This window comes from Priestia sp. YIM B13552 (assembly GCF_042787775.1).
In the GTDB taxonomy this organism is placed as follows: Bacteria; Bacillota; Bacilli; order Bacillales; family Bacillaceae_H; genus Priestia; species Priestia megaterium_E.
Genome location: NZ_JBHZOU010000003.1, coordinates 531,718 through 550,069 on the forward strand (window position 1 = coordinate 531,718; position 18,352 = coordinate 550,069).

The 18,352-nt window shown below is 38.9% G+C and carries 16 protein-coding genes; 7 read left to right on the forward strand and 9 right to left on the reverse strand.

The genetic code is table 11. From position 1 onward, the window contains the following. The first annotated feature begins 2 nt into the window (after positions 1-2). Positions 3-875, forward strand: coding sequence for a selenium metabolism-associated LysR family transcriptional regulator (locus tag ACFX40_RS14855; RefSeq protein WP_057243675.1), 873 nt, complete (start codon positions 3-5; stop codon positions 873-875). Between the two features lie 33 nt (positions 876-908). Here ACFX40_RS14855 and ACFX40_RS14860 read toward each other — a convergent pair whose 3' ends face one another. From ACFX40_RS14860 to ACFX40_RS14870, 3 genes are all read right to left on the reverse strand, one after another. Next, complete coding sequence (locus ACFX40_RS14860) at positions 909-2,108, reverse strand: MFS transporter (RefSeq protein WP_377255396.1); 1,200 nt, start codon at positions 2,106-2,108, stop codon at positions 909-911. A gap of 234 nt (positions 2,109-2,342) precedes the next feature. Further along, positions 2,343-2,720: a PH domain-containing protein gene (locus tag ACFX40_RS14865; protein WP_014460184.1), complete on the reverse strand. Its 378-nt coding sequence runs from the start codon at positions 2,718-2,720 to the stop codon at positions 2,343-2,345. Positions 2,721-2,784: 64 nt separating this feature from the next. After that, entirely contained in the window at positions 2,785-4,932 is a 2,148-nt protein-coding gene (locus ACFX40_RS14870; RefSeq protein ID WP_377255399.1) for a YhgE/Pip family protein, read from the reverse strand. 110 nt (positions 4,933-5,042) lie between these two features. Here ACFX40_RS14870 and ACFX40_RS14875 point away from each other — a divergent pair, with 110 nt between their 5' ends. Then, positions 5,043-6,218, forward strand: a complete 1,176-nt coding sequence (locus tag ACFX40_RS14875; protein WP_377255402.1) for an alanyl-tRNA editing protein — start codon at positions 5,043-5,045, stop codon at positions 6,216-6,218. A 41-nt stretch (positions 6,219-6,259) separates the two neighbouring features. On the opposite strand, the gene ACFX40_RS14880 is transcribed toward ACFX40_RS14875, so the two are convergent. The 6 genes from ACFX40_RS14880 to recQ form a co-directional block, all read right to left on the reverse strand. Continuing rightward, positions 6,260-7,180, reverse strand: coding sequence for a 1,4-dihydroxy-2-naphthoate polyprenyltransferase (locus ACFX40_RS14880; RefSeq protein ID WP_025752322.1), 921 nt, complete (start codon positions 7,178-7,180; stop codon positions 6,260-6,262). A 299-nt stretch (positions 7,181-7,479) separates the two neighbouring features. Then, on the reverse strand, positions 7,480-7,680 hold the full coding sequence (locus tag ACFX40_RS14885; RefSeq protein ID WP_255257658.1) for a hypothetical protein: 201 nt from the start codon (positions 7,678-7,680) through the stop codon (positions 7,480-7,482). A gap of 107 nt (positions 7,681-7,787) precedes the next feature. Next, positions 7,788-10,400, reverse strand: a complete 2,613-nt coding sequence (locus ACFX40_RS14890; protein WP_377255405.1) for a helicase-related protein — start codon at positions 10,398-10,400, stop codon at positions 7,788-7,790. Between the two features lie 207 nt (positions 10,401-10,607). Further along, complete coding sequence (gene speB, locus ACFX40_RS14895) at positions 10,608-11,591, reverse strand: agmatinase (RefSeq protein ID WP_377255408.1); 984 nt, start codon at positions 11,589-11,591, stop codon at positions 10,608-10,610. 217 nt (positions 11,592-11,808) lie between these two features. After that, the gene (locus ACFX40_RS14900) at positions 11,809-13,185 is read right to left on the reverse strand and encodes a sigma-54 interaction domain-containing protein (RefSeq protein ID WP_377255411.1); all 1,377 of its coding nucleotides are present in this window, start codon (positions 13,183-13,185) and stop codon (positions 11,809-11,811) included. 114 nt (positions 13,186-13,299) lie between these two features. Then, positions 13,300-15,435, reverse strand: a complete 2,136-nt coding sequence (gene recQ, locus ACFX40_RS14905) for a DNA helicase RecQ (RefSeq protein WP_377255414.1) — start codon at positions 15,433-15,435, stop codon at positions 13,300-13,302. Between the two features lie 271 nt (positions 15,436-15,706). On the opposite strand from recQ, the gene ACFX40_RS14910 reads away from it, so the two are divergent. The 5 genes from ACFX40_RS14910 (at position 15,707) to ACFX40_RS14930 (ending at position 18,345) form a co-directional block, all read left to right on the forward strand. After that, the gene (locus tag ACFX40_RS14910; RefSeq protein ID WP_013056956.1) at positions 15,707-16,126 is read left to right on the forward strand and encodes a hypothetical protein; all 420 of its coding nucleotides are present in this window, start codon (positions 15,707-15,709) and stop codon (positions 16,124-16,126) included. A 337-nt stretch (positions 16,127-16,463) separates the two neighbouring features. Next, positions 16,464-16,790, forward strand: a complete 327-nt coding sequence (locus tag ACFX40_RS14915) for a YflT domain-containing protein (protein ID WP_013056955.1) — start codon at positions 16,464-16,466, stop codon at positions 16,788-16,790. 109 nt (positions 16,791-16,899) lie between these two features. After that, entirely contained in the window at positions 16,900-17,166 is a 267-nt protein-coding gene (locus ACFX40_RS14920; protein ID WP_230586558.1) for a hypothetical protein, read from the forward strand. Between the two features lie 269 nt (positions 17,167-17,435). Next, positions 17,436-17,984 (forward strand): DUF3231 family protein, encoded by a 549-nt coding sequence (locus tag ACFX40_RS14925; RefSeq protein ID WP_377255417.1) that lies wholly within the window; start codon positions 17,436-17,438, stop codon positions 17,982-17,984. A gap of 67 nt (positions 17,985-18,051) precedes the next feature. Beyond that, a complete protein-coding gene (locus ACFX40_RS14930) occupies positions 18,052-18,345 on the forward strand; it encodes a hypothetical protein (protein ID WP_025752303.1) in 294 nt (97 codons plus the stop codon). Positions 18,346-18,352 lie beyond the last annotated feature (7 nt).

Sequence of the window (18,352 nt, forward strand, 5' to 3'; positions counted from 1 at the left end):
CTATGTACTATGATGCGTTAAAGACGTTTGTTTCTGTTGTAGAAGAGCAAAGCTTTACAAAAGCTGCGGAAAAGTTAATGATTTCACAGCCAAGCGTAAGCGTACACATCAAAAATCTTGAAAAAGAATTTCAAACTTCCCTGTTCCTGCGTTCACCTAAAATGTTAAAAATCACACCCAGCGGCGAAATTTTATACGATCGTGCTAAACAAATGATTCAGATATATGAGCATACGAAACGAGATATTTATGAACATCATCACCGTGTCAAAGGAATGCTAACGATTGGCGCCAGTTTTACGATTGGCGAATATATTCTTCCTTCATTTTTAGCAAAGCTTCGTGAACAATATCCTGATATTGATGTAGAAGTGACTATCGGTAATACAAAGGAAATCGCTCAGCTTGTTCGTCATTTCAAAGTAGATGTAGGACTTATTGAAGGACACACGGAAGAATCCGACTTACATATTCAGTCCTTTATGGACGATGAGCTTGCCATCGTTGCGTCAGTGGATCACCCTTTAGCTCAGCTTAAAAAAGTAGAAATTGATGATTTACAAAATCAGCGGTGGGTAGCACGTGAAAAAGGCTCTGGAACAAGAGAATATTTAGATCACGTTTTAATGTCCAACGGTTTAAAAATGAAAAGCATGCTAACGATCAGCAGCAATCAAGGAATTAAAGAAGCCATCGTTCACGATTTAGGAATGTCTGTGCTGTCGCTTTGCGCTATTAAAGAAGATGTAGCACAAAAGCACCTATCGATTCTCAACGTTAACACCGCTCCTTTTAAGCGCCGTTTCTCTTATATCTATCCTGCTAACAGCGCTCATAAAAAAGTGGCGGAGCTTTTTATTCAGCTTTTAAACTAAAAAAGACTTTCCACACTGAGTGGAAAGTCTTTTTTAGTGAACATGCGTCTGCTGAGCCGGCATTTTTGATAAGCGAACCGCTAAGAAAAAGGCTGTTGTAAGAAACACACCAATTAAAGCAATAACACCTTTCCAGCCGTACGCACTCCAGCATAAGCCAGCCACAGTCCCTCCAATGCTTGATCCTGCATAGTAAAAAAACAAATACAAAGACGAGGCCTGAGCTTTGTCATGCGTTGCTCTTCTTCCTACCCAGCTGCTTGCGATGGAGTGACTTCCGAAAAAGCCAAAGGTCAGCAGCAAAAGCCCGGTAATTTTTATCGATAAAATCGGATGCAGCGTAACGATTGAACCTATAAGCGTAACAGCAATCGTACATAACAGCACTTTCTTCCGGCCGTATCGATCCGCCAGCGTCCCCATCCAGACTGAGCTGAATACTCCAACAAAGAAAATAACAAAAATAAAACTTACAAGCGTATGATTCCAAGAATACGGAGGAGCGGATAAAGCGTATCCAATATAATTGTATAAAGCTACGTTACTTCCAAGCAGTGCAAAACCAATAGCAAAAAGACAAAGCATCCCTTTATCTTGAAGATGACTCCGAAGAGAACCGGTAAGCTGCCTAAGTTCAAATGACCGAGAAGTAAAGTTCTGTGAATCAGGCAAGTTCATAAAAAAAACAAATGTGGCCAATAAGCTGATTGCGCTTACAACATCAAGAGCTACCGACCAGTTAAAATACTCCGTGAGCACTCCTGTCATAAGCCTTCCCGCTACGCCTCCAAAGGCGTTTCCGCTTATATAAATCCCCATCGCTTTTCCTAAACTCCCTGGTTCGATTTCTTCTCCTAAGTAAGCCATGGCCACAGAAGGCAGCCCTGCTAACACGATTCCTTGAATAACGCGAAAAACTAGCAGCGTTTCAAAGGTAGAGCTAAATGCTGTCATGATGCATAGCAATGACGCAAAAATTAACGATAGGCCCATCAGTTTCTTTCGTCCCCACACTTCCGATAAAGAACCTAAAAAAAGCATACTAACGGCTAGCGTGATGGTTGTTAACGAAAGAGATAAACTCGCAAACGCCGGGGATATCCCGAATTCTCTAGAAAATTCGGGTAAAATGGCCTGTGTACAATATAAAATCGAAAATGTGTTGAAGCCTGCTGCAAAAAGCGCAACATTTGTTTTGCGAAAAGCTGATGTTCCAATTACGGTATAACTCACAGTTGGTCACTTCCTTTTTTCTCTAAAAAGAGCATATCACGGTTTTTTTATTCTGTATAATTCATTATGTAAATCGTTTTCATGCATTTCAGTAATGAGTGAAGTAAACAAATATAGAAGGACAACAACCTGATTATTTTTTAAACAGCTGCATGCGAGAAAGAAGATATTATCTCTTCCCGTTTTACACAAGCATAAAAAAAAGTCGAGCCAATTTTTCATGGCTCAACTTTTTTAATCTAATACATAAGATGCTAATACTTTTTGCACGTCGTAAATGCTTTTATCTTTACGGAATTCTTTTGAAATCGGCGCGCTAGAACCTGATACCCAAATATTTAATTCCGCATCTAAATCGAACGTTCCAGCAGTTTCTACACTAAAATGGGTAATCGTCTTATAAGGAATGGAATGATAATCTGTTTTCTTTCCCGTCACTCCTTGCTTATCAACGATAATTAAGCGCTTCGTCGTAAACACCATTAAATCGCGAATGACTTTATATGCTTGTTCCACTCGCTCGTTGGCAATTAAAATGTTTTGTAAATCTTTTTCAGTTCCTCTTATATCTGCTTCTGATGCATTTCCTAATAGTCCATCTAATATACCCATGCTTATCACTCCTTTCTATCTACACTACCGCATTTTGTTCTGTCTGGAAACCCAAAACGTTTTTTTAATGAATTAATTTACTTTCACGCGCTTTTTTTGTTAATTTTGCACTCGTTTTACTAAGAGGCTTATGAAGAAAAATGCCAACGAGCAGCACGCCAAGCCAAATGCAAAGAAGAACGGTAACGTCTTTTCTGACAATATCCGCTAACATGCCTCCTACAACTTCTCTCATCATGCTTATTGCATAGGTAAATGGTAAAAACGGATTGATTGCTTGAAAAAAAGCAGGCACGACTTGAATCGGAAATGTACCGCCTGCAGCGGAAAGCTGAAGCACAAGTAAAACAATCGCCATCGCTTTTCCTGCATTGCCAAATATCGCAACAAGCGTATAGACAATCGTCATAAATACGAAGCTGCACAGCAAGCCTAAAAAGATAAAAGGCACTTTATCTACGACGTACGTGTTGATTAAGAATAAATCGCCTATCGTCACAATAAAAGCTTGCACGAGAGCAATAGACAAAAACGTTAACAGTCTGCCAAGATAAACTTCGTAGCTTTTGAATCGCTCTTCATCCGCTACTTCTACGCTTAAAATTGAAACTAACAGCAAAGCTCCGACCCACAAGCAAAGCGTTGTATAAAACGGAGACATAGCCGATCCGTAGTTCGGAATCGGGTAAAGTCTTTCTTCTTTTAAAAGAACCGGCTTAGCAAAAAAGTCACTTTCTTTTTGCACGTCGTTTTTTAGCAAATTAATAATATCTTCAATGTTTTCTTTTTGCTGAAATTCTCGTATTTTATCCGCTATATTGTGCACGTTTTGTTCAATTCGCGGAAAATCTTGTGCTATTTTCCCAAGCTCCTGCTGTCCAAGCAAGATGCCACTCGCTGTTTTAGACAGGACGTTAGAAACATCCGGTATGCTTTTGTTAGCTTCATCAAGCAGTGAGTTTGCGCCTGCCGTTTTATCTTTCGCTTCTTTGATTGCTTGTTCAACAGCAGGCACAATCGTAGAAGAATATGAGTTCGTTAACGCATTTAATCTAGAAACAGCTTGATCGGTGCGAGAGCTGAACCTATCAAGTACGCTTTGATTGGGAACATCCCCATTCTTTGTTTGCTGCTGCAGACTGTTTACATCCGAAAGCTGCTGCTGTAAAAGCGTATTTACATCTTTTACGTCATTAATAACCGGTGAAAGAACTTTTTGTTGAGATAACGCATTTAAATCTGTAAGAAGTGTAAGAATCTCTCCTGTGTCAGCAATTTGTTTTGTTAACTGCCCTTTTAGCTGTTCTGCTGCTGCGCTGACTTCAGCCGGTGCTATATCTTTTTCCATCAGCTGATTCTTCAATTCTTGAACTCGGAGAGCTCGTTGCTGAACCCGCCGCAGCGTTTCGTTGATCGTTGGCTCAGCGTTTTTTAACACTTCATTGGTTTTAGTTAAAAAAGTGTTTAGCTGCTGAGTCATCTGTGCGCCATCAGCTGTTAATCTCTCTACTTCAGGAAGAGCGGCCTGGGCTTTTGATACAATAGCTCCAGCTTTTTGAGTGGTGTCATTCGCTTCATTAATTACTTTTTTGATTTCAGGAAGACGATTTTCAAGTTCGAAAATCCGTTGTTCAACTTGTTGAATGGTCGGCAAATCCCGCTGCAGTGTAATACCTAGTTCGTTAAACACTGAAAAAATAGCTCCATTCGCTGTTTTGACGAATTTTTCACTGATCTGTTGTGTTAAGCTGCTGGCTCCTTTACTTGTAATTTTAGGCGCCACTGCGTTTATTTTTTCGTTCACTTTATAAATAATGACCGGTTTTTCCAAACGATCTTGAAGAACGGTACCAAGCTTTTGTGAAAAATCTTTTGGAATAACAATACTTGCATAATAATCACCGTGCTTTACTCCGTGATCAGCTTTTTCTTTGGAGACAAACGTCCATCCAAGCGTTTTATTTTTCTTTAACGTTGCAATAATATCTTTTCCCACGTTCACGTGCTGACCTCTTATCGTAGAACCTTCATCTTCGCTCGTTACTGCAATGGCAATACCTTCAGTCCGCCCGTATGGGTCCCAAGATGCTTTTATATTAAACCATGCGTAAAAAGACGGCAGAATCATAAGCGTCAGCACAATGATAATCATCGCCCAATTGGTGAAAATTCTTTTTAAATCCCGCGTATAAATATAAACAGTATTTTTCATATGTCCCACCCAGTTTTATTGTTACAAGTTAGCTTATCCATGTTCGAAGAAACATATTTCTGATACTATAGAAAAAGTTAGATATGGTTTTACTAGAAAGGATGATGAACATGACAGAAAGACTTTATTATAGCGATCCCTACATAAAAACATGGGAAACTGAAGTGATAGAGACGCGTGCTCTTTCAAATGGCTACGCATTAACGTTGAAACAAACCGCTTTTTATCCAGAAGGAGGCGGACAGCCTTCTGACTACGGTAATATTGCCGGAATCGACGTGAAAGATGTGTATGAAGAAAATGGAGAAGTATATCATATCGTCGATACACTCCCTGAACAAACGAACGTCACGTGTGAAATTGACTGGCAACGCCGCTTTGATCATATGCAGCAGCACAGCGGACAGCACTTACTTTCGGCTCTATTAATTGATACATATGATATTCACACCGTTAGCTTTCACTTAGGAAGCGAAGCAGTCTCTATCGATCTGAATGTACCTCAGTTATCTCATGAGCAGTTATTACACATTGAAAAAGTTGTAAATGACGCTATTTACAGCAACCGTCACATTAAAACGCACGAAGTGAAAAAAGAAGATTTACATACTCTTGCGCTTCGCAAAGTGCCAGAGTTAGAAGACGAAATTGTACGCATCGTGGAAATTGAAGGCATTGATGTTTCTGCCTGCTGCGGTACTCACGTGAACCAAATTGGAGAGCTTGGCCTTATTAAACTTACAAAAACAGAAAAGCAGCGCGGCAATACACGCCTCTTTTTTAAATGCGGTATGCGTGCATTAGCTGATTATCAGCAGTCTCAAGAAATCCTAGCAGAACTTAGCAATAAATTCAGCACAAGCCGTGAATTAGTTGTAGAACGAATTAAAAAAGTAGAGACTGAACAAAAAGAGCTGCAAAAACAACTAGAAGAATTAAAAAATGAAAATGCAGCTTATTTAGCAAGTGAATTAGAAGCCAAAAAAGAAGGTTCATTTCTGTACCATCACTTTGAAAACCGCACACTAAAAGATGTGCAAGCTTTGACAAAGCAGCTGCTTCAAACACCTGATACGACGCTTCTTTTTGCTTTTTCAAGTGATCAAAAAGTCTTACTGGCTCACAGCGGCAGTGAGGTAAAATGCGGAGAACTTTATAAAGAATTGCTTCCGCTTTACGATGGAAAAGGCGGCGGCGGACCAAAACAAGCTCAAGCCAGCTTTTCATCTTCTGAAAATATGAATGCATTTATTAGCGCGGTAAAAGAAAAAATAACTGGAGCATAACAAAAAGCCTGTCTTTAAAAAGACAGGCTTTTTCCACTCAATCAGCTTACTAAATAGCCAATTAATAATCCAATTGATAAAGTAAATCCAAAAAACGTATTGGTTTGCGCAGTTGCTTTCATTGCAATAAGCTCTCCGCGTACAAATGCCTGTACGGCTTGAATTGGCTTAGGTGCACTAAGAAACACTAAGAAAATCCAAGGGCTAATATCGAAGAATACCACTAATGCAACAGTCCAAATATACGCAATGCCAAACAAAGCAGCTAAAAATCTAATCGCATTTTTAGAACCTAATAAAATGGCTAGCGTACGACGTCCGCCTTTTGTATCTTCTTCTATATCACGAATGTTGTTAGACAAATTAATCGCACCTACTAAAATCGCAATCGGAAGTGATACAAAGATGCTTTCAGACGTTACGGTATTCGTCTGAATAAAAAATGAAATCAATACGAACATCGCGCCCATACAAAGACCTGAAAATAATTCTCCAAACGGCGTATACGCAATCGGAAGCGGTCCGCCTGTATACAGATAACCGATCGCCATACCTACTAATCCCACTAAAGCAAGCCACCAGCTGCTGTTTGCACATATATATACACCTAAAATAAGAGCAATTCCATAAGAAATAAGTGCTAAATTTAATACCGTTTTCGGTTTCATGCCGTGTCTGACGATGGCTCCTCCGATACCTACGGAGTCTTCTGTGTCTAACCCGCGTTTAAAATCATAGTACTCGTTAAATAAGTTCGTCGCAATTTGAATCCACAAACATGAAAAAAGCATCGCAAGAAACATCCAAACATTCACATGGCCATAAAACATGGCTAGAACTGTTCCAATTAAAACCGGTACAAACGATGCTGTTAGCGTATGAGGACGGGTTAATTGCCACAAAATCTTCCCTTTACTGTACTGCTCGACTGCAGCTTTGTTTTCTTTGTTATGACTTGTCATCATCCTCTTCCCTTCTATTACGAACCGTATCTCTATTTAAAAGTGCTGCTTTTAACATAACGAATGATAGCAAACTTACTCTAATACAATACACGTCCGCCCAACAAAAAAATCACGGAACTCTTTAAAATATAAGTTCCACTCTATATCATAATAATTTATTACTCTTTTTACAAGATGACCGCTTATACATTTCCGATTTTTTTCTACAAAAATCTGCTTTGACGCAGAAATTCATAGGAAAAAGATGAAAAGCTTATACGAATAGTGAGGTTGAAACTTAACTAAATCAATCTCATCTAAAGATGAACAAATGGAATAAATGATTTAGTATGGGGTGCTTGGTACACCGCTGTTGATTTCCGTGCATGGCTTCGCTTTCCGCGGGCGGCCGCTGAGCCTCCTCGTCGCTTACGCTTCTGCGGGGTCTCATCTGTTCCGCTTTTTCCGCAGGAGTCTTCGCCTTGCCCTCCAATCAACAGCTGGAAGCAACGAAACACATGAAACCTATGTTCACCATCAGAATAAAAAGATCCGAACGCTTTATCATTCGGATCTTTCTTCAACTAACATAATTTTGTACAAGCCTCTTTTTTATCACTACATCTTAGTAATTAAAATCGTCGTCTCCGTGTCTTCTGCGGAATCTTTTATGAAAACACGAATCGCATATGGCATGATCATGATTCCAAGGAAGGTCTTTAGAACACGCACTGCACGTTCTTTTAAATTTTTTCATATCTTTTCTTAATACGTTATGGATTTTATCTGTAAGCTCTTCTCGGACACGCTCCCAGTAAATAGCCTCTGGCCTTCTGTCCATTCGATATAGAAATAAAAGATGCAGGCCAATCGCTTTATAAGACAGCTCTAACTTTTCCAGTGAACCTTCTATCATCCTTGGTTCAGGTAACTCTTCTCTGTTAACAATCGCATTCATGCTGGCAACCCACTGCTTTTTCAAAGAGCTTTCTTTTGCTGAAAACGGCAGCTGCAAGTAGCCGTATAAATCAACAATGGGCATTTTTGCTTCAATCAGCGTGTCTTTCACTTCCTCATAAAGCTCACGTTCTTGTGCCAGATTTGATTTTTGTGTCCCTTTTGGATTTTTAAATTTAGCCCACATGTCAAAAAACGTTCCGAGGTCATGATGATATTCTTTAAACCTTCTAAGCATATCTGAAGTAGGCGCGATTGAAAATTTGCTGATTTGCTCGTCTGTTGAAAATAACAGTTCTCTCATTTGCTTTGCATCTTTAGCGAATGCAACTTCTCCCACATTGTAGAGCCCCTTCCTTCCAGCACGGCCTGCAATCTGCTTTAACTCTTGAGAAGTCAACAATCTCCGTTTTTGCCCGTCAAATTTCATGTTTTCTAAAAGGACAATTCGTCTAATTGGAAGGTTTAACCCCATTCCAATCGCATCTGTAGACACAATGACAGTTGTTTCTCTATTAATGAACTGCTCAATTTGTTTTCTTCTTGTTTCAGGCGGCATACTTCCATAAATCACGCTCACTTTATGACCATCTTTTTCTAGCTTAGCCGCTGTCTGGAGCACTTTTTTACGCGAGAAAACAATTAAAGCATCTGCGGGTTTCACTTGTTCAATTTTGAACTTTCGAAGATCTACTTTTAAAGGTATATCTCTTTCGTACTCATGAATTTCTGAGATCACACCGTCTAACATCTCTTCTAACATACTTCGAATGCTTAAACTCCCGATCACATGAACTTGTTTGGCATTAGCTCGGGTGATGGCTTTATACCATGAAAACCCCCGATCTCGGTCTTGAATCATCTGTGCTTCATCAATTACCGTTACATCGCCAGGTTCTAATTCGCTAAACATTTCTACGGTGCCGGCCATATGCTGAGCGTCTTCAACAATCTTTTCTTCTTCACCTGTTTTTAACGAACAAGCAACTCCGTCTTTGTTCAGCTTTTCAAAAACTTCTAAAGCTAACAAGCGAAGCGGCGCTAAGTAACTACCCGAAGCAGCTTTTTTTAATGACTTTAATGCCGTATACGTTTTTCCTGTGTTTGTATCACCGAGATGAAGAATGTATTCCGTTTCTTTTCTTGGATCCATTTCGTATTCTGCACCAAAAATATAATTTAACTGTCGCTGTTCTTCTTCAATCAGCTTTTTCTTTTCTTCACGTTCACGTTCTTGTTGTAATCTTCTTTCTTCCAGCTGCTGTTGATATCGCTCTTTATGCTCTTCGATCGTTAAGTTGTGATCTGAAACTTCTAGTACATCAGAAAGCTTTTCTTCTACGAGCATTTTTTTATATTCATAGACCAAATCTGATAAATTACTTCTGAGTGCTTTTATGATATCCATTCTTGTTACTGAAGCATTTGTATAAGATTTATATTCTTCTTTAAATGAAGCAGGAAGATCATCCATGATCATAGTTGGAATGATTTCATAAATCTTATCGGTGATAAATACCTCATACACATCTTCATACGTTTCAAACAAGATAATCGTTGAATATCTGTCTAATTCTGAGCTTACGTTCCCGGTGAGTTCTTGAAAAAAGTCATGAACCGTTTCATAATCATGACGTGTTAAATCACCGTTTGTTATTAATTCATCTTCAAGTTCAGTATGGGGCGCATAATTTTCAATATACTTTGAGTTTGTTTTAATGTCTTTTGACAGCTGTTGGGAAAGCTGTTCTCTTATATGTAGGTAATATAGCTCTTTGTTTACTTCCAAAATAGGAGCTGCTTCTAAGTTTAACTGTAATTGATATCTGGCTTTTCGATCATTAATACTTTGCTGTCTTTCTTTCTCTTTTCTTTCTTCTTCTTTTTCGGCAAATTCAGCCCTTGCTTCTCCGTATAGAGATAGCCACTTCGTTTTATTGCCCTTTCCGTACTGCTTTTCTAGCCAAGAAAAAGCATCAAACTCTATACCTTTTCTCGTTTCTTTAGCAAATAACTTATCTATAGCTTGAGGTTTATACCCTTTTACCTCAAAGCCTTTCTCTGTTAAATATGACTTTCTGCTTTTTTTAGATACAGAAGAAACAACTGCTTTTCTCCACGTAGTCCCCCATGCCTTTTTAATAAAAGAGTGCCTGTCTGTTAAATAAGTCTCAAAATCCGGACATTCGTCTTGTTCACCTAACACGCTTTTTATATCCTGTAGTAATGTATGTTTAGTTTTTTCAATGGCCCTGCTTTGAATAGCCTCTAATTCGAGCATAAAATTCTCCTTTGGAAAGTTTTCCTACATTTATTATAGGAAAGACCCCTGACAGAATCAAATACATGTTATTACTTTATTTGAGGCTAACTTGGTAAATTTTTTGTTGCTGCTTTTCCTTCCATAACCAAACGCTGCTTACATAGAACTCTTATATAAAAATGGGAAGATAATAGTACCTTCCCACTTTTACCGCCTTGCTTATATTCAGTCGCGCGCTTGTACTAACAGCGCTTCTTCTTCTTTTGCTTTTTTTCTTAACGCAATAAGCGTGATAAATTCATAAACAATGTTAGCGGCCGCTGCTGCTGTAATTTGGCCATGGTCATAAGCTGGCAGTACTTCTACTAAATCAAAGCCGACAAAATCAATATTTGTTAAGCCACGAACGAATTGAAGCGCATCGTCAATACTTGCGCCTGATACTTCAGGCGTTCCTGTTCCCGGTGCGTAAACTGGATCTAAAAAGTCAATGTCAAACGATAAAAATACAGGTCCTTCTCCTACACGCTCATGAATAATATCTAGCATTCTTTTAACGCCCAGTTTTTTATATTCATTTGTCGTATACAAAGCTAGACCTAAGTTCTTTGCATCTTCTAAATCTTCAATGCCGTACAGACCGCCTCGCATACCAATTTGAATCGAACGCGACACGTCAATTAGCCCTTCTTCAATTGCTCGTCTGAACACGGTACCGTGATTGTATTTTTGTTCAAAATAGCTATCCCACGTATCAGAATGAGCATCAAACTGTAAAAGCGCTACCGGTCCGTGTTTTTTCGCGATAGCACGAAGTTCACCGAGCGTCATCGAATGATCACCGCCTAGTGAAATCGGAATAATTCCTTCATTCACAACCGGTGTTAACCCTTCTTCAATTTTTTTATATGTTTCTAAAATATATCCCGGAACCACTGCCAAATCGCCGTAGTCCACGCCTGAAATGTAGTCAAAAATATTAATCTTTTGTTCTGGGTTATACGGGCGAAGCAAAATGGAGAAATCTCGAATAGCTTCCGGCCCAAAACGTGCTCCTGTGCGAAAAGACTGCCCTGAATCAAATGGAATACCCGTCACAATAAAATCCATATCTGCATTTACTTGTTCTACATACGGAAGTCTCATAAACGTTCGAGGTCCGCAAAAACGCGGAGATTCAAATGAATTTTTCGGCTGATATTTTGGCATGATTTATTCCTCCTAATGGGTTTCATTCATTAGCGCCGTGTCATCATTTTAGAGACTGACGCTTTTTATTTAGATACTTTTTATTAATGCAAAATGCATGCCAAATTTTATCGCCCTATTTCGTGCAATTATGGACGATTTTCAATTCATAATAGAATCAAAACAAAAAAACTGATTCAGTACTGAATCAGTTAATTCATTTTGAATTAAATTTCCCTTATTTAATGTTGTACTTTCGTAAACGTCTTACAACCGTAGGCTGACTAATTCCTAATGCATTTGCCATTTCATACGTTGTTTGACACTGGCGATAAGCACGGATCAGCCAGTTTTTCTCCACTTCTGCAAGTGCTTGCTGAAGCGTCATTCCCTGAGAGGTTAACGTGTCAAGAGACTCCCATTCTTCTTTTTCACTTCTGATCTTTTCTGCATGAAACGGTAGGTCTTTAGGCGAGATGCTGTTTTCATCCGTTGTTAACACTAGGCGTTCAATCGTATTTTCTAGCTCGCGCACATTTCCGGGCCAATGATATTCAACTAACTGATTTAGTGCTTCTGCATGAAAAAATTTCTTCATTTTATATTTTTCATTTTGTTTATGTAACACGTGATAAAGCAGTGCCGCGATGTCTTCTTTTCGCTGGCGAAGCGGAGGAATTGTAATCGGAATAACGTGTAATCGATAAAATAAATCTTCGCGAAATGTTCCTTTTTCGACCATTTCCTCAAGCGGCTGATTTGTTGCTACAATTAGCCTGAAGTTTACGTGTTTGGCTCGTTCACTTCCAATTTTGGTGACTGTTTTTTCTTGCAGCACTTTTAACAGCTTCACTTGCATATCAAGAGGCAGCTCTCCTATTTCATCTAAAAAAAGCGTGCCGTTATGAGCTAATTCAAACTTTCCTATTTTTCCTTTTGTACTTGCACCTGTAAAAGAGCCTGCTTCGTATCCAAACATTTCAGATTCAAACAAACTAGCTGGAATAGCTCCGCAGTTAATTTCAATAAACGGCTCTTCTTTTCGTTCACTTCCATAATGTAAAGCACGAGCAAAAGCCGTTTTACCAACACCCGATTCACCTAGCAACACAACCGTTGCATCGCTGTCTGACACGCGATTAATAATGGACCATACCTTTTTCATCGATTCACTTCGTATGATTATATCATTTGACTGCTGTTCCCGAAGCTCTTCCACTTCTAGCTGATATGTTTTCATTTTCACTTCAAGCTGCTGATAATCTTCTTTTAAGCGCTGAAGCTCTGTTAAATCATGTGAAAAGCTGATTACTCTTTTCATACACTGATGTTCATCATACACGGGAATACCGGTTGCCATTACAACTTTGCCCGTTTCTGTTTTTTGCATCAGCTGTACTTCTTTCTTTTTCTTTAACACTTCAATCGTAACGGAAGGTGAAAAGATCCCGCGGTCTTGCAATTCGTATACGGTTTGTCCGACTAACTCTGACACGTCATACCCGTATATATCACGGCAGTTTTGACTCGCTCGTAAAATACACCCTTTTTCATCAGTGATGACGATATTGTCGTTAGAAGCATGCAAAATAGCTTCAAGCTCTCGTTCAATCATCTCAGTGCAGTACTCCTTTTTATTTAATCTGATTTTTCAAATATTTATACCTTCTATTTTATCAGTAAACTCGCTTATTCAACACAAAAAGCTCCTTTAATAGGAGCTTTTTGTTTAAGATAGCTGCTTCATTTTTCGTTTGAATAACGCTACTTTAATCATAAAATAAGTGATGTTTTCAGGTAATTCTTCTTTAATTGGTTTTAACTTTTCATCGCCTACTGAGGAAGCAGCTTCTAAAATAAGCTGTTCGTCCTCCTCTGAAAGAAAAGGTGACCAGTCAATTTCTTTTTCTTCTTCCGCGCATTTAAACAAATGATTTTCAATGGTAATGCGGCTCAACTCACGTTCTGCTGCAATTTCATCTAACGATTTTCCTTGCTGAAATAGCTCATACGTCATTAAGTGAGAGCCTTCTTTTGATGACGCTCTTGCTTTTTTCGGAGCAGGCGCTGAAACTTCTCGCTTTCGATCTGGATTTTCTTCACAAAACTGTTTGATTTCAGTCGTGAATCGTTCTCCGTATCGCTCTTGTTTTTGTTCTCCGACTCCTTTTACATTGGCGAACTGTTCAAGGGTTACCGGAAGTTTTGAACACATATCATGAAGAGTATCGTCTGAAAAAATAACAAAAGGAGGCACGCCCGCTTCGTCTGCCAGCTGCTTTCGAACGGAACGCAAATGAGCAAACAGCTCGTCGTCTTGGACAATTTGCTTCACTTCCATTTGTTCTTTTCTCATCACTTTTTCCGTACCAAGAAGCACGCCTTTTCCTTTGGCCGCTACGGATAAGGTAGGAAATGACCCTTGTCCTACTAAAATAAACTGCTCTGAAATCAAATATTCAATAAAATCGCTCACTTCTTTAGCCGACCGGTCGCTCATGACGCCGTACGTTTTCAGTTTATCAAAACCAAAATCAACTACTTTTTTATTTCGAGAACCCGTTAATACTTGAGCAATCATCATTTTACCGAAACGTTCGCCCATACGAATCATACAAGATAATACTTTTTGCGTATCGACCGTTACGTCTATTTCCACACGATCATCCGTACAGTTGCTGCAGCGACCGCACTCATGCGCTTCACTTTCTCCAAAATAATGAAGAATATACGCCTGCAAGCAGCCTTCTGTATGACAGTAGTTCACCATACTTTGCAGCTTTTCAAGATCTTGAATCTGCTTTTTAGGATTCGACGTTGACTGTTCAATTAAAAAGCGCTGCACGCGAATATCCTGAGGTGAATAAAGCACGATACACTCACTTGGCAGTCCGTCACGACCAGCACGTCCCGCTTCTTGATAATAGCTTTCCATATTTTTCGGAAGCTGATAGTGAAGAACAAAGCGAATATTCGATTTATCGATCCCCATTCCGAAGGCAGAGGTAGCCACCATCACCTGCACATCATCTTGCAGAAAGCGGTTTTGCTCTTCATCACGACTGTTCCCATTCATACCAGCATGGTATTTTGATACGTTAACTCCTGACTTTTGCAATCTAGCATGAAGCTCTTCAACATCTTTACGCGTAGCGGCATAGATGATTCCTGCTTCTTGGTCATTTTTACGGATATACTGCTCGATATAGCTGATTCGATCCTGACCTTTCACGACAGCAAACGATAAATTTTCACGTTCAAACCCCGTCATCACCGTGTACTCTTCGTTAATATGAAGAGCTCGGCAAATATCTTCACGCACTTGAGGCGTCGCCGTAGCCGTCAGCCCCATCACAATCGGAGCGTTAGACAGCTTGCTGATGAGTTCATTGATGCGCAAATAACTCGGTCTAAAATCGTGGCCCCACTGTGAAATACAGTGCGCTTCATCTACCGCTACAAGCGGGATAGGAAGCATTTGAAGCTGCTCTAAAAACTGCGGAGACTCCAGTCGTTCAGGTGCTACATAAAGCAGCTTATATTCGCCAAGCGCCACTTCTCCTAAGCGCTGCTGTACCTCTGTGTGCGTCAGCGAGCTGTTAATATACGTGGCCGGAATACCAGCTGCGTTCAGCGTGTCCACTTGATCTTTCATCAAGGAAATCAACGGAGAAATCACTAATGTTGTACCTTCTAAAAGCAATGAAGGAATCTGATAACAAAGCGACTTCCCTCCCCCTGTCGGCATAATACAAGCGGTATTGTGCCCTTCTAAAACATAACGAATCGACTCTTCCTGTCCTTTTCGAAATGAGTCATAGCCGAAATAGGACTGTAAATGTGTTAAAGCTTGTTCAAACTGCAAAATTGCGTCCTCCTTTAAAATAAGTAGAAATAGTAGTTGAGGGATTAAGTTAGAAGAAATTGAGGCGTAGGGTTTTATTTTATCAAATCTTAAAGGAAGTTGCACAGAATTCGTTGATTTAAGGTTATAGCAAAAATGATAAGCGAAAAGCCCTCAATTTATAACTCTCTTTCCTATTACAAACAGTCTTTTTATGTATGTCAGGACTCCTTTCCTAAAAATCTTTCCCCATTCCATTCTTTTTTCCTGTATACTTAAGAATAGGAAAGAGGTGCTTATCACGAGACATCCTGTAGAAACGATTTATTATTTAGAAAATCCACAGCGTAATATTTCAACATATGCTTCCACAACTCAGCTAACGGTTGAGTCTGTTGTGAAAGATGTGTTTGGTGTTGCTTGCGTAGCAGATATTAAAATTATGCTCCAATATAATAAAGAATTCCGCAAAAGTATTAGTCAATTACACAATGCAATGGACGATGATCTTACGTTAGAAATGGTTTTTCGAGTTGCTTCAAAAGAGGATTTGCTTCGCTTTAAAAAAAGTTTACTTGAAAGTAGTTTAGATGACGCAGAAACGTCAATAGACTGTCCATTCAGCGCAACCATTCAATTACAAGATGGTCGATATACATGGAACGAGTCTACTTCTGTTTATGAAAAACAAAAAGAACGTCTTTCATCTTAAATTTCTCTATTTTTATGTATGCAAAAAGCCTGGATCTTAGCTATTTAAGATCCAGGCTTTTTGCAGTTTGTACTGTACCTTAAAAGATCAAAAAAAACGATGCAGGAAAAAGGCTAACTAAAGCTTCTTCCCGCTTATCCTTCACAGGATCCTCCTCAAAAATAACAGCGCTGCTTTCCCTTCTCCTATGTTAAGCTTTTTAACTCAATTTCAGAAAATAGGTTTTATCTCTTCCAATAACGTGTATACACAAACCAAGGAGATAAGTTACTTAAACTTCTCTTCATTACTCAACGTACTCGAGAAAGTTGTCTATCATACAAGGAGGTTTTTTGAAATGGTAAATGTAAAAGTAGTTGAAAATGGCGTACAGGCAAAAGATACAATCGAACAATTTTTGCGTGAAGGATTTACAAAAGACGAAGTTTATTTACTTGCACACCATCAAGATCGCTCCGAGGATTTAACAGCTGCAACAAATACAAACAATATCGGTCTTTCTGAACAAGGTGTTTTTGATGCGATTGCGAACGTATTTCGTTCTCGAGGAGACGAACTTCGTGCCAAAATGCGTTCATTAGGATTATCACAGCCAGAAGCTGAACGCTATGAAGAAGAATTAGATCACGGCAAAGTAATCGTCGTTGCATCAAAAGTTGCTTAATAAAAAAGCCCTACAGCAGGGCTTTTTTATTTTGACTTACTCCCTTTCACCCTTTCATTAAAGAAGTCATTCATACATATGATTATGAAGATAAGAGTTACTGTGAGGAGTGATATATTTGATTATAGGAATTGAGTACACAAAACGTGTAAAAAATGGATTAGTCGTTAAAAATATTCCTTACAAGATACACGATAAACCTTGTGATGAAGGCTGCTGTAAAAATGATAAAACGATAGGCGTCAGAGACAAATTAAGAGTTAATTGGCTTTTGAATGTTTTTATGCCTAGCAAAAATATAACGGTATTTGATTATAAATATTGGTCAGAAGAACTAACTTCTTTATGGAGAGAGCATCGGAGAAAAACGATATAATAAACCTGATAAAAAGACTCCTTGATAAGCAAGGAGTTTTTTCTATTTACTTCATTTTCTAGCCCCCACGTATTTATTACGCCTTGACGCAATTTTTATACCTTTAGATGTAATGACAGTAAATGTATTTCATTGTAATTTGCTGTGTAAGAGGCTTTTTCTTCCACTCATCATAATCAATTTTATATGTAACATTTCTTAGCTGTGTTTATCCTTTTCTGCTGAAGGCAATAATGAAGATGCATAAACTATATAAAGGGTGAAAAGTTATGATTAACGTCATTGAGACACTACTTGATTATATAAAGAACTCTTCTACAGATGACTCGCCCCCTCCCCCACATATTGGTGAGGCTATGGGATGCTGGTTATATTTCACTGCTTTAGCGGAAGAAGTACCTGCCTTAGAAACCTGTCTTAATACAACAACTAACAGTGAACTGCTTAAGCTTTTTCAAGACTCAAAAAACCTGGCTGAATCTCAGATTGATACCCTAAAAAAATTAATGGTTAAAGAAGGAATTCTGCTTCCTGAAATACCGGCTACCAAGCCGAAATCCGACCCTAACAGCATTCCATTAGGAGCAAAAGCAACGGATTCTGAAATCGCTAACTTAATATCTGTAAAAATTGCTTCTAATATCGTCATGTGCAGCACGAACATGGGACAGTCTATTAGAACGGATATTGGATTGATGTGGCTAAAATTCCACACTGAAAAGGTTATATTAGGATCAAAAGTAAAAAGTCTGATGCAGCAAAAAGGCTGGCTTAAAATTCCGCCTTACTACTATTCACCTGGAGCACCTCATAACTAATTGGAGTGTTTTAAGGTAAGCAGCATAGATAACCTTACATCTAACACATTTAACGAGGTGCTTGAATATGGATTTCCCTACAATTCATACAAATTTTTGGGACGCAGTCATTGGTGTTCCTGTCGTATTAATCGTGACACAGCTGATCAAATGGCTTTTTCATCCTAAAAAGCAATATGTTCCGACTATTGCTTTAGCTGTCGGCGTGCTTTTTTCAGTATTTATCAGTCACCCTCATCATATTATTGCCGGATTGTTTATGGGATATTTTTATGGATACGCCGCAATTGGCAGCTACGCCGGTCTTAAAACAACGTGGAGAACGATTAGAAAAGATACGTCACCTTATTCATCAGACTAAAAAACCA